Annotated in this window: 11 protein-coding genes; 7 read left to right on the forward strand and 4 right to left on the reverse strand. The window is 62.4% G+C overall.

Going from position 1 to position 12,371, the window contains the following annotated elements; all coding sequences use genetic code 11:
* Positions 1-4: 4 nt before the first annotated feature.
* From AC1DEK_RS26615 to phbB, 3 genes are all read right to left on the reverse strand, one after another.
* Positions 5-1,696 carry a cation:proton antiporter domain-containing protein gene (locus AC1DEK_RS26615; protein ID WP_478128314.1) on the reverse strand — a complete coding sequence of 564 codons (1,692 nt, stop codon included), beginning with the start codon at positions 1,694-1,696 and terminating at the stop codon, positions 5-7.
* A gap of 37 nt (positions 1,697-1,733) precedes the next feature.
* A complete protein-coding gene (locus tag AC1DEK_RS26620) occupies positions 1,734-3,074 on the reverse strand; it encodes a dicarboxylate/amino acid:cation symporter (RefSeq protein WP_478128315.1) in 1,341 nt (446 codons plus the stop codon).
* A gap of 134 nt (positions 3,075-3,208) precedes the next feature.
* A complete protein-coding gene (phbB, locus tag AC1DEK_RS26625) occupies positions 3,209-3,946 on the reverse strand; it encodes an acetoacetyl-CoA reductase (protein WP_478128316.1) in 738 nt (245 codons plus the stop codon).
* Positions 3,947-4,078: 132 nt separating this feature from the next.
* Here phbB and AC1DEK_RS26630 point away from each other — a divergent pair, with 132 nt between their 5' ends.
* From AC1DEK_RS26630 to AC1DEK_RS26650, 5 genes are read left to right on the forward strand one after another with little or no spacing between them, the layout of a single operon-like run.
* Complete coding sequence (locus AC1DEK_RS26630) at positions 4,079-5,095, forward strand: ABC transporter ATP-binding protein (protein ID WP_478128317.1); 1,017 nt, start codon at positions 4,079-4,081, stop codon at positions 5,093-5,095.
* Positions 5,096-5,145: 50 nt separating this feature from the next.
* Entirely contained in the window at positions 5,146-6,450 is a 1,305-nt protein-coding gene (locus AC1DEK_RS26635) for an ABC transporter substrate-binding protein (RefSeq protein WP_478128318.1), read from the forward strand.
* A gap of 16 nt (positions 6,451-6,466) precedes the next feature.
* Positions 6,467-7,369 (forward strand): carbohydrate ABC transporter permease, encoded by a 903-nt coding sequence (locus AC1DEK_RS26640; protein WP_478128319.1) that lies wholly within the window; start codon positions 6,467-6,469, stop codon positions 7,367-7,369.
* Positions 7,366-8,205: a carbohydrate ABC transporter permease gene (locus AC1DEK_RS26645; RefSeq protein WP_478128320.1), complete on the forward strand. Its 840-nt coding sequence runs from the start codon at positions 7,366-7,368 to the stop codon at positions 8,203-8,205. Before AC1DEK_RS26640 ends, AC1DEK_RS26645 begins: the two co-directional genes overlap by 4 nt.
* On the forward strand, positions 8,202-9,077 hold the full coding sequence (locus AC1DEK_RS26650; protein ID WP_478128321.1) for an endonuclease/exonuclease/phosphatase family protein: 876 nt from the start codon (positions 8,202-8,204) through the stop codon (positions 9,075-9,077). The genes AC1DEK_RS26645 and AC1DEK_RS26650 overlap by 4 nt, the downstream gene beginning before the upstream one ends.
* 23 nt (positions 9,078-9,100) lie before the next feature.
* Here the strand turns inward: AC1DEK_RS26650 and AC1DEK_RS26655 are convergent, their stop codons facing one another.
* Positions 9,101-10,102 (reverse strand): tripartite tricarboxylate transporter substrate-binding protein, encoded by a 1,002-nt coding sequence (locus AC1DEK_RS26655; RefSeq protein WP_478128322.1) that lies wholly within the window; start codon positions 10,100-10,102, stop codon positions 9,101-9,103.
* Positions 10,103-10,296: 194 nt separating this feature from the next.
* Between AC1DEK_RS26655 and AC1DEK_RS26660 the strand changes: the two genes are divergently transcribed.
* A complete protein-coding gene (locus tag AC1DEK_RS26660) occupies positions 10,297-11,094 on the forward strand; it encodes a hypothetical protein (RefSeq protein ID WP_478128323.1) in 798 nt (265 codons plus the stop codon).
* A partial coding sequence (locus AC1DEK_RS26665; RefSeq protein ID WP_478128324.1) for an XVIPCD domain-containing protein occupies positions 11,091-12,371 on the forward strand: 1,281 nt, incomplete at its 3' end. The genes AC1DEK_RS26660 and AC1DEK_RS26665, both read left to right, overlap by 4 nt.

The following is a 12,371-nucleotide window of genomic DNA, read 5'->3' on the forward strand; positions in this document are numbered from 1 at the left end:
AGGATCATGCGGCCGCGGCGTGCGAAAGCACTTCTCGAGCCATCGCTTGGGCAAGTTCGTGCTCGCCCAGGAACACCGTCGCGCAGGCCTCCTTCGCCAGCAGGTTGGCCTCGTCTTCATTGTGGCTGCGGATCACCGTCTGAATGGCCGGATTGAGGGTTCGTGCGGTTTCGATCATCTGCCGCACATTGATTGCATCGGCCGTGGCCACCACCAGGACACGCGCGCGAGCAATATGCGCCTGGACCAGCACGCCTGGATCGGAGGCGTCGCCCCAAACTGCCGCAATGCCCTGTTCGCGCAGCTTTTCGACCAGTTCCCGGTTCTGCTCGGCGACCACGAAAGGAACGTCGTGAGCGGCCAGGGCCGAGGCGATTCGCTTCCCGACGCGGCCGTATCCGACCAGCACGACCTGCCGTGACAGATAGCGCGCCGCCGTGCTGGTCGGCAGTTCGGCCAAAGGATCGTCCCGCGATTCCAGCCCGCGCGCGAAAGACGAATGAGCATGCAGCCACCTTTGCAGCGGAGCGATCAGGCTGAACCAGAGCGGATTGGTCGCGATCGAGATCAGCGCACCGGCAAGCAGCAGGCTCTGGCCCTCCATTGGCAGCAGCCCCAGCCGGGCACCCAGTGCGGCAAGGATGAACGAGAACTCGCCAATCTGCGCCAGGCTCGCGCTGACCGTGAGCGCGGTGCCCAGCGGATAGCGAAAGAGCAGCACCAGCGCGCAAGCGGCGACGGATTTGCCGACGACGATCACCAGCACCACTGCCAACACCTGCAAGGGACGCTCGACCAGCACAGCCGGATCGAACAACATCCCCACCGAAACGAAGAACAGCACCGCGAACGCATCGCGCAGCGGAAGCGATTCCTGGGCGGCACGGTGGCTGAACTCCGATTCGCGCATCACCATCCCCGCAAAGAAGGCGCCCAGCGCAAACGAGACGCCGAACAGCGAAGCCGATGCGAACGCAATGCCGACCGCGGCCGCGACGACGCAAAGCGTGAAGAGTTCGCGCGAACCGGTCCGGGTGACCTGCCACAGGAGCCACGGAAACACCCTGCGCCCGACGACCAGCATCAGTGCGACAAAGCCGCCGACCTGCAGCAGCGTGAGGCCCAGCGTCTGCCAGATAGGAAGGTTCTCGGCACCCGCATCGGCACCGCCGAGCGCCGTCGCCAAAGGTGGCAGCAGCACCAGCACGAGCACCATCGCCAGGTCTTCGACCACCAGCCAGCCGACGGCGATGCGGCCGGTGAAGGAATCGAGAAAGCCGAGGTTTTCAAGCGCACGCAGCAGGACCACCGTGCTGGCAACGGAAAGCGCCAGGCCGAAGACCAGGGCACCGCCAAGGCTCCATCCCCACCAAGTGGCCAAGGCGCCGCCGAGCAAGGTCGCCACGATCATCTGGAACAGCGCGCCCGGTAGTGCGATTTTTCGGACCGCGAGCAGATCGTCGAGCGAGAAATGCAGGCCCACTCCGAACATGAGCAGCATCACCCCGATTTCGGCGAGTTGCGCCGCGATCTCGGCATCGGCAACGAAGCCGGGGGTGAACGGGCCGATGATCACGCCCGCCAGCAGGTAGCCCACCAGCGCCGGCAATCGCAGGCGCGCCGCGAGAAAGCCGAGCAACAGCGCCAGGCCCAGGCCTGCCGCGACGGTGTTGATCAGTGAAACGCTATGGGGCATCGCCTTGCATTCTGCAAGAACGACGCCCGAAGCCGATTCAAGTGGCCATCTTTCCCGTACGGGCGTTGACCAGGTCTTCCGGTTCCTGCGCCTCGACCCAGGTCTCGTTGTTCAGGCCCGCCTTCAACCGCGCGGTATCGAGTTCGTCGGTCCACTTGGCGACCACGATGGTCGCAACGCCGTTGCCGATCAGGTTGGTGAGCGCTCTCGCCTCCGACATGAACCGATCGATGCCAAGGATCAGCGCCAGCCCCGCGACCGGCACGTGTCCCACCGCCGACAGCGTTGCAGCCAGCACGATGAAGCCGCTGCCGGTGACGCCCGCCGCGCCCTTCGAGGTCAGCAGCAGCACGGCCAGCAGGGTGATCTCCTGCATGAGGGTCATTGGCGTGTTGGTCGCCTGCGCGATGAAGACCGCCGCCATCGTGAGATAGATCGACGTGCCGTCGAGGTTGAACGAGTAGCCCGTGGGAATCACCAGGCCGACAGTTGTCTTGTTCGCGCCGAGGTTCTCCATCTTCTCCATCATGCGCGGCAGCACTGATTCGGAGGACGAAGTGCCAAGCACGATCAGCAGTTCTTCCTTGATGTACTTGATGAATTTCCAGATGCTGAAGCCGTGGAAGCGCGCAATCGCGCCCAGCACCACGAAGATGAACAGCAGGCACGTGAGATAGAACGTCCCCATCAGCTTGCCAAGCTGGAAGAGCGAGCCGATGCCGTACTTGCCGATCGTGAAGGCCATCGCGCCGAAAGCCCCGATGGGCGCCAGCTTCATGATGTAGCCGACGATCACGAAGAGCACGTGCGAGCCCTTCTCGATCACGTCGAAGACCAGAGTGCCGCGGCCGCCGAAGCGATGCAAGGCAAAGCCGAACAGCACCGCAATCAACAGCACCTGCAGGATTTCGCCCTTGGCGAATGCGTCCACGAGCGTGTTGGGGATGATGTGCATCAGGAAGTCGACCGTGCCTTCCATCTTGCCGGGTCCCGTGTACGCAGCCAGCGCACGCGTGTCGAGCGAAGCCGGATCGACATTCATGCCCACGCCCGGCTTCAGCACGTTCACCAGCACCAGCCCCACCACGAGCGCGATGCTGCTGACGACTTCGAAATAGAGCAAGGCGAGCCCGCCTGTCTTGCCCACCTTCTTCATGTCTTCCATGCCGGCGATGCCGACGACCACGGTGCAGAAGATGATCGGCGCGATCATCATCTTGATGAGCTTGATGAAGGCGTCTCCCAGCGGCTTCATCGTCTCGCCCACCGAGGGATAGAAGTGTCCGAGGATCACGCCGATGACCACCGCGGTGATCACCTGCGCATAGAGCGACTTGTAGATGGGCGGCTTTGCATGCGCCGGGGCGGCTGGGCTCATTTCTGGTCTCCTTGCTATAGGCCGTTTGAACGACTGACCGGGCGGCTATGACTGTAGCCGCGAAACACGTGGCCGCCCAGAAAGCAAAAGACCCGCCTGAGCGGGTCTCTTGCTGAATGGTCTGCGGCCAATCCTCAGTGCATGTGCAAACCGCCGTTGACCGAGAAGTCGGCCCCGGTGGAATAGCCGCCTTCGTCGGTCGCGAGCCACGCGATGATCGAGGCGATTTCGCTCGGTTCGCCCAGGCGCTTGACCGGGATGGTGGCGACGATCTTGTCCAGCACTTCCTGGCGGATGGCCTTGACCATGTCCGTGCCGATGTAGCCCGGGCTCACGGTGTTGACCGTCACGCCCTTGGCGGCGAGTTCCTGTGCCAGGGCCATGGTGAAACCATGCATTCCGGCCTTGGCGGCCGAGTAGTTGGTCTGGCCGGCCTGCCCCTTGGCGCCGTTGACCGAGCTGATGTTGATGATGCGGCCCCAACCCTTTTCGACCATGTCGCCCACCACCTGCTTGGTGACGTTGAACATGCTGTTGAGGTTGGTCTCGATCACCGAGCTCCAGTCCTCGGGCGTCATCTTCAGGAACATGCGGTCGCGGGTGATACCCGCGTTGTTCACGAGGACGTCGATGGTGCCGTGCTCCGCCTTGGCCTTGGTGAAGGCATCGACGGTGGATTCCCAGTCGCCGACATTGCCGACCGACGCGTGGAACTCATAGCCTTCGGCCTTCTGTTCCGCGAGCCATTTGCCGAAGTCCCTTGTGGGGCCGCAGCCCGCGATGACGGTGAAACCGTCCTTGTGAAGGCGCTGGCAAATGGCCGTTCCAATGCCTCCCATGCCTCCGGTGACGTATGCGACTTTTTTGCTCATAAGAGTGTTCCTTGGTGTGTGCATGCCTGGACGGCGGGATCACTGTAGCGAAGTTTCCCACCAACACTCGATCAGGAAAACACTGAGCCTTCTTTGCAACGGGGTGTCACAAGACGTCCATATACTGAATCGATGTCTTCCATCGCGTTGATCGACATCGCCAAATCGTGGGGCGACACCACCGCCCTGCATGCGGTCAATCTGAATATCGAGCCTGGCTCGTTCTGTGTGCTGCTCGGTCCGTCCGGCTGCGGCAAGTCGACGACCCTGCGCATCGTCGCCGGGCTGGAGACCGCCACGGGCGGACGCGTGCTGATCGACGGCCACGACGTCACGGCCCTGCCCCCGGCAAAGCGCGGGATCGCCATGGTGTTCCAGAACTACGCGCTCTTTCCGCACCTGAGCGTGGCGGACAACATCACCTTCGGACTTTCGGTGCGCAAGACACCGCAGTCCAAGCAGACTGAACGGCTGCGGCACGCGGCGGACTTGCTTGGGCTGGCCGAGCTGCTCGATCGCAAGCCTTCTCAGCTTTCGGGGGGCCAGCAACAGCGCGTGGCGCTCGGCCGCGCGCTGGTGGCGCAAGCCAAGGTGTGCCTGATGGACGAGCCGCTGTCCAACCTGGACGCACAGCTTCGCCAGGAGATGCGCCGCGAATTGCGGGATCTGCAGCGGCAACTCGGGCTCACGGTGATCTACGTCACCCATGACCAGGCGGAGGCAATGAGCATGGCCGACCAGGTCGTGCTGCTCAACCGCGGCCATGTCGAGCAGACCGGGGCCCCGCGCGACCTTTATGCGCAGCCAGCGACCACGTTTTCCGCCCGGTTCATCGGCACCCCGCCGATGAACCTGATCGCGCTGGGAGACGGTTGCATCGCGGGGAGCGACACCAAGGTGGGCCTGAAGGCCGCAACACTCGGCGTTCGGCCGGAAGCCATCTCGCTCGATCCGGATGGCATCGGCGCCACCGTGGAAAGTGTGGAATACCTGGGTGCAGACCTCGTTCTGCGCTGTCGGATAGGCACCGAGATGCTCCTGGTTCGCACGGACGGGCGGCACCTTGCCGAGCCGGGTCAGCGCGTGGGCCTGCGCTGGGCCGGCGAGGACGCCCACGGCTTCGACACGGCCGGGCGACGCATCGATTGACTGAGCCAACCATTGCACCACCCGACGATTCAACGAAGGAAAAGAAGACCATGCAACGCAAGACTTTCATCAAGACGCTCGCAGTCCCCTTTCTGGCGGCCAGCGGCCTTTTTGCAGCCACTTCCGGGCTGCTGCATGCGCAGACACCGGTAGAACTCCAGTTCTACTACCCCGTCGCGGTGGGCGGCCCCATTGCCAAGACCATCGACGGCTTCGCGGCCGGTTTCATGAAGGAAAACCCCGGTGTGAAGGTCTCGCCGATCTACGCCGGCACCTACCAGGAAACCATCGTCAAGGCGCTGACCGCGCACAAGTCCGGCACGCCGCCGGTCACGTCGGTGCTGCTGTCGACCGACATGTTCACGCTGATCGACGAAGACGCCATCGTTCCTTTCGACGACTTCATCAAAACAGCGGACGACAAAGCGTGGCTCGGCGGCTTCTACAAGGCCTTCATGATGAACAGCCAGACCGGCGGAAAAACCTGGGGCATTCCGTTCCAGCGTTCGACCGTCGTGATGTACTGGAACAAGGAAGCTTTCAAGGAAGCCGGCCTCGACCCCAACAAACCGCCGACGAACTGGGCCGAACTCAAGGAGGCGGCAGCCAAGCTGACGAAGAAGGACGCGAGCGGAAAGGTCACGCAATGGGGCGTGCAGATTCCGTCGAGCGGCTTTCCCTATTGGCTCTTCCAGACGCTGACCACGCCCAACGATGCGATTCTGGCGAACGAGGCCGGCACCGCCGTCAAGTTCGACGACCCGAAGGTCATCGAAGCGCTGCAGTACTGGGTTGATCTCGGCAAGGCGGGTGTTCACCCGCCGGGGGTGGTCGAGTGGGGCACGACGCCCAAGGACTTCTTCGAGAAAAAGGCCGCCATCATCTTCACGACCACGGGCAATCTCACCAACATCAAGGCCAACGCCAAGTTCGACTTTGGTGTCGGCATGATCCCCGGCAACCGCCGCAAGGGCTCGCCGACGGGCGGGGGCAATTTCTACATCTTCAAGAAGTCGACACCCGCACAGCAAGAAGCGGCCTTCAAGTTCATCAAGTGGATTACCCAACCTGAACGCGCCGCCCAATGGAGCATCGACACTGGCTACGTTGCCGTCTCGCCAGCCGCCTACGAAACCGACGCCTTGCGCAAATATGGTCGCGACTTCCCGGCCGCGCTGGTGGCCCGCGATCAGCTGCCGGTGTCCGTTGCCGAGTTCTCCACGCACGACAACCAGCGCGTGACCAAGGCCCTCAATGACGGACTGCAGGCGGCATTGACCGGCACGAAGACGCCGGCTCAAGCCATGCAGGACGCTCAAAAAGAGGCCGACCGCATCCTGCGCTCATTCAAGTAAGCATCAGACCCAGCAGATGGCCAGCCAAAGCATCGCCGCAGGGAGTACCGCATCGCGCAACGCCATTCACGCGTGGCTGATGCTGCTGCCGGCGCTGGTGCTGCTGGTCGCCTTCACGCATTGGCCGGCCGTCTCGACGCTGATCGACAGCTTCTTCTCGACACCCAAGGGTAATCGTCCGGGCGTGTGGGTCGGGCTCGAGAACTATGCGGTGATGGTCGACGACCCGGTGTTCTGGAAGGCCGTGCGCAACAACCTGTGGTTCGCCGGAGCAACCATACCGCTGTCGATCGGGCTGGCGCTCGTCATGGCGTTGTGGGTCAACGAGCGCATCGCGGGCCGTGCCTTCTTGCGTATGGCGTACTTCACGCCGACGGTGCTGCCGATGATCGCCGTGGCCAACATCTGGCTCTTTTTCTACACGCCGCAGTACGGCCTGCTCGAACAGATCACCGGCGCGCTCGGCCTGCCGTCGCACAACTGGCTGGGCAGCCCTTCGACGGCGCTTGGCGCAGTCACGCTCGTGGCGATCTGGAAGGAAGCCGGCTTCTTCATGATCTTCTACCTGGCCGCACTGCAGACCCTCAACCCGAGCCTGCGCGAAGCGGCTGCCATCGAAGGCGCCAGCCGCTGGTACTTCTTCAGACGCGTGCAATGGCCGCTCCTGATGCCGACCACGCTCTTCGTCCTGGTCAACGCTTTCATCAATGCGTTTCGAATGGTCGACCACCTCTTCGTGCTGACGCGCGGCGGGCCCGACAACGCGTCCATCCTGCTGCTTTATCACTTGTACGAGGTGGGGTTCAGCTTCTGGGACACGGCGTATGCGTCGGCGATCACCGTGGTGCTGGTGGTGGTGCTCGCCGGGATCGCGCTCTTCCAGTTCTTCGTGCTGGACAAAAGAGTCCACTACAAATGAAAGCCGCCGTCAAAGCGCAGCGGTTGGCGTTCAATGAGCCGACGTGGCTGGACACCGTGGCGGCCTGGATGCTGGCGCTGCTGTGGATCTTGCCGCTCGCCTATGCCGTGTGGACGGCCTTTCATCCCGCTGAATACTCGACGCGCTTCGCCCTCGCTGCGCCGCTCACGCTGGACAACTTCAGGCGCGCCTGGGAAGCCGCGCCCTTTGCCCGCTATTTCCTCAACACCACGCTGCTCGTCGCGATGGTGCTCGCGGTGCAAGTGGTGCTGGGCACGCTTGCCGCATTCGCCTTTGCCCGCTATGAGTTCAAGGGCCGGGGTGTCGCCTTCGCGCTCGTGATGGTGCAGCTGATGATCATGCCGGACATCCTCGTGGTCGAAAACTACAAGACCATGGCCCGGCTCGGACTCGTCGACACCTTGGTGGCCATTGGGCTTCCCTACTTCGCGTCTGCCTTCGCGATCTTCTTGCTTCGGCAGACTTTCCTCGGCATCCCCAAAGAGCTGGACGAAGCTGCGCGCGTCGAAGGCGCGAGCGCCATGCAGACCTTGTGGCGCATCTACGTGCCGCTCGCGAAACCCGTCTACACCGCCTTCGCACTGGTCTCGATCAGCTTTCACTGGAACAACTTCCTCTGGCCGCTGATCATCACCAACAGCGTCAACGCCCGGCCGCTGACGGTGGGCTTGCAGGTGTTCTCCTCGGTAGACCAAGGCGTCGACTGGTCCGTGATTACCGCGGCGACATTGATGACATCCGCGCCATTGCTGATTGCTTTCTTGCTCTTTCAGCGACAGTTCGTCCAGAGCTTCATGAGGGCTGGCATCAAATGAAACTGGTGACATGGAATACCCAATGGTGCTGCGGGCTGGATGGGGTCGTGAGCCCCGAACGCATCATCGAAGCCGCGCGCGCGATGGGCGACTTCGACGTGCTGTGCCTGCAGGAAATCGCTTCCGGATTCGGCGAGATGCCGGGCCGGCCCGGCGACCAGCCGGCGGAGATCCAGGCCCTGCTTCCCGGCTTCCAGGTCTTCTTCGGTGCTGCCGTGGATGAGTTCGATGCCGACGGCCGGCGCCAGCGCTTCGGCAACCTGATCGCGACCCGCTTGCCGGTGTCTCGCGTCCAGCACCATGCGCTGCCATGGCCCGCCGATCCCAGCGTCACCAGCATGCCGCGCATGTGCAGCGTCGTCACGCTGAGCAGCCCTGAACTCGGCGCCTTGCGCGTGATGACCACGCACCTGGAGTACTACTCTGCCTCGCAGCGCCTCGCGCAAGCCCGGGCGCTGCGTGATCTGCACGCGCAAGCCTGCGAGCAGGCCGCGGCGCCGCCCGTTGCCGAGTATCGCGGCTCGCCGTTTCAGCCCAAGCTGCACACGCCGCAGGCCATTCTTTGCGGCGACTTCAACATGGCAGCCTCGGACCCCGCCTATGAGGCGATCCAGGAACCCTTCACCGATCCGGCGTTGGCTGCCGGCGGCACGCCCGACAGGCGTCTGCAGGATGCTTGGCCGCTGGCCCATCCCGATCGTCCGCACGACGCGACCTTTCGGCTCTTCGACCGCACCTACGGCCCTGATCCGATCGCCTGCGATTTCGTGTTCGTGAGCAACGCCCTGGCGCCGCGCGTGCGGCGCGTAGAGGTCGATCTGCGGACGAAGGTATCCGACCATCAGCCGGTGCTGATCGAACTCTCCGACTAGCGGGCCTTGGCGCTGAGTTCCAGTCATTCGCCCTGGATGCCCGCCTCCTGGATTACCTTGCCCCATTGGGCGACCTCGGCCTCCAGGTGCCGACGCAAGGCTTCGGGCGTCACCTTGTCCATCGGCACGATTTCCGAACTCAGGTCGGCAAGGCGCTCCTTGACACTGTCGTCCTGCAACGCGACGCGCAGGGCGGCGTTGAGCTTTTTGATTGCGGCGGGCGGCGTGCCCTTGGGCGCATAGATGCCGTGCCATACGCGCACGTCGAAGCCTTTGAGGCCCTGCTCGTCGAGCGTCGGGATGTCGGACATGCTCGACAGGCGCGTCGGCGTGGTCACGCCGAATACCTTCACGCGATTTCCTTGCTTGATGACGGGCGCGGTCTGCGTGGTCTGGTCGCACAGCAGATCCACCTGCCCGCCCATCAGATCGTTGAGCGCCGGACCAGCGCCCTTGTAGGGCACCGTCGTGAGTTCGACGCCAATCTGGCGCGTGAACAGTAGACCGCAAAGCTGCGACACCGCGCCGACGCCGGCATTGGCAAGGGACACCTTGTCCTTGTTCGCCTTCACGTAGGCGAGCAGTTCCTGGAAGTTGTTGGCGGGAAAGTCCTTGCGCGACAGCAGCGTCATCGGCACATCGAGGACCTGCCCGACGTATTCGAAGTCCTTGAGCGGGTCGTACGCCAGCTTCCTGTAGAGCGCCGGTGCGGTCGCCACGCCCATGTGGTGGATGAGGATCGTGTAGCCGTTGGGCGCGGCTCTCGCCACGCGTGCCGGCGCGATGGTGCCGCCCGCGCCGACGGTGTTTTCAACCACGACTGTCTGCCCGAGCGACTTGCCCATCGGGATCGCGAGCATGCGCGCAACCACGTCGGTGGGCCCGCCCGCCGAATAAGGCACGACCATCGTGACGGGCTTCTCGGGCCAGTTGGATTGCGCGACCGCGGGTGCCTGCAATGCCAGCAGGCCAGCCGCCAGACCTGTCCAGATCGTGGCATTCAGACCCATTGTGATTTTTCTCATGTCGCCTCTTTGACGGATGGTAATTGGAGCCTCATCGTCATTGCTGAGATGCAGACGCGCAATCAGGAATTGCGAAGGAGGGGCTTCTGTTTTGCCTAACAACTGGCCAAAAGTTTGCTCGATGCAATGCGTTCAGGCTATAGCGGAGGCGTGCATAGAATGCGATAAAAATTTCTATGCACAGGGAGGAAAAGGTGAATCGATTCATCGGGGTCGGCCACAGCCTGGCCGGCCGAAGTCTTCTTCGGGAGCTTCAAACAATTTTCATAGTTGGCCCGCGAACTTCGCGCTTTGCGGCTTCCGTTGACCTGATTAATTTTGACAATTCGAACAAATTGGCAACGGGCTTTCTGGCTCGCGCCCTCGCTTGTTTTTTGGTCGGACTTGCGCTCGGCGCCTGTTCATCGACGACCGACAAAGCCGTACTTCATCCGCAGAAAGAAACCATGTCCAGTTCAGTTTTCACAGAGGCGCCTCGGCTTGACGCGCCTGAAGTGCTGCGCCGACTGCTGGCGCTCATCGATAGCGTGCGTGAGCCGCAAGACCTGACCATCGAGCGGGTCGCGCAGTTCACTGGGTTTCCGATGAAGCCCTTCTCTGACAAGCCCGCTAACGACACATATGTGATATCTCAGCTACTCACGGAGAACTGGCGGTACAGATATCTCTGGGGGCCAAACGGCGCAACACATCTTGCCGAATTGGGCTTGGCGTTCTACAAAAGACACTCCGACCAGCATCCTCCCAAGACGGACATCTGCCAGTTGGACGCGGCGCAGTTCCACGAAGCGCTCCTCCAGATGGGCTATCGGCATGTCGGCAGCACTCGTCGTGAAAGTCCCGCCAAGCAATACGAACGCGGAGTGGTCGAAGTAGAAATCGGAATCGTCGGGGAGAGCGACGAGAGCCTTGAAAAGATTTCGCATGACTGCATCAAGAGAGTGTCCATTGGCTTCGTGGTGAAAGATGTGGACTTGGAGGCAATGCAGTGAGCGCCATCAGCCCCCAACTCGACCGCATGATCCGAGAAGTCGGTGACCCGACATCAGCGTCCTATCGAAACCTGCGCGCAGTCATCGAGGAATCGCCGGTGTTGATGCGGCAGATAAACGACGCCGTCGCGCAAGGTCATTTGAAACACTTCGCCTTCATGCCCGAAGGCGAGAGCGCGGGAGCCAGCTACTGGCCCGACACACAAACCATCAATCTGAAGCACAGCGATCTCTTGAATCTCAGGCAAAGAGATTCGCTTACCTTCCTCCTGGGGCATGAAATACAGCATGGCATCAACCGTGAGCGCACGAGGCAAGGTCTCCAACAGTTCGACGCCGATGTCAGGAGCGTCGTTGAAAGCGGTCAGGCAGTCCATGACTACAGCACGCCGTTGGATCAGATGCTGGCGATCAACCGGAACGATGAAGCAAGTGCGCATATTGCCGGTTGGAACGCCTTGGTCAGCCGAGTGAAGCAAGGGGACCCAGAAGCCAATTTGTCCGACCTTGACAAACTGGCGAAGTACGTCGGATATGTGAACGACTTTGTCGAGAGCCAGGAAATCGACGGGCACCTATACACCACTGCGAAGGATGGCTTCACCCTCAACGCTGATCTTTCCATCACCCCAAACTCCCGCAACATCGAAGCCGCCGCAAAACACTTCTTCGACAAGAAGCCAGACGACACCCGACTCGGCCACCACGGCAATTCCGACTACGCCAACTACTACGCCGCCGGACTCGTCGGCTCCGTATGCCGCTATGAAATGCTCAACCCCGCTTTGGCCGGCAAGCTGCAGTTGGACATGCGCGGGCTCAAGCTCGACGAGAAACTGCTGGAGCAAAACGGCATCTGGCTCGGCGCACCAGCCGCCCGCTGCGCCTACCAAGACACACGGGCGCCGCATGTCGCAGAGCATTTCGATCACACGGCTGACAGCCATCAGCACGTCCCGATCCACGGCCTTCCGGCGCCGAGGCAACTGCAGCTGAGCAAGCTGGACCACCCCGAGCACCCGGCTCACAAACTATTCAGCGAGGCGCAGGCCGGCGTGCATCTGCTCGATGCGAAGGTGGGCCGCACCCCCGATCGGCAGAGTGACCAGTTCGCCTCCGCCCTCGCCATGGCCGCGCGCACCCATGGGATCAACCGCATCGACCACGTCGTGCTGAGCACTGACGCCTCCAAGGTGTTCGCGGTCCAAGGCGCGCTGGACTCGGCTCTCAAACGAATTGCCGGTGTGCCGACGGTCGAAAGCCTGAACACGCCGATT

Source organism: Variovorax sp. 10N420, assembly GCF_056394705.1.

Coding starts and splice junctions, on each gene's coding strand:
- AC1DEK_RS26620 (WP_478128315.1), bottom strand. CDS start 3,074: ATGAGCCCAGCCGCCCCGGCGCATGCAAAGCCGCCCATCTACAAGTCG.
- AC1DEK_RS26635 (WP_478128318.1), top strand. CDS start 5,146: ATGCAACGCAAGACTTTCATCAAGACGCTCGCAGTCCCCTTTCTGGCG.
- AC1DEK_RS26655 (WP_478128322.1), bottom strand. CDS start 10,102: ATGAGAAAAATCACAATGGGTCTGAATGCCACGATCTGGACAGGTCTG.
- AC1DEK_RS26615 (WP_478128314.1), bottom strand. CDS start 1,696: ATGCCCCATAGCGTTTCACTGATCAACACCGTCGCGGCAGGCCTGGGC.
- AC1DEK_RS26645 (WP_478128320.1), top strand. CDS start 7,366: ATGAAAGCCGCCGTCAAAGCGCAGCGGTTGGCGTTCAATGAGCCGACG.
- AC1DEK_RS26640 (WP_478128319.1), top strand. CDS start 6,467: ATGGCCAGCCAAAGCATCGCCGCAGGGAGTACCGCATCGCGCAACGCC.
- AC1DEK_RS26650 (WP_478128321.1), top strand. CDS start 8,202: ATGAAACTGGTGACATGGAATACCCAATGGTGCTGCGGGCTGGATGGG.
- phbB (WP_478128316.1), bottom strand. CDS start 3,946: ATGAGCAAAAAAGTCGCATACGTCACCGGAGGCATGGGAGGCATTGGA.
- AC1DEK_RS26630 (WP_478128317.1), top strand. CDS start 4,079: ATGTCTTCCATCGCGTTGATCGACATCGCCAAATCGTGGGGCGACACC.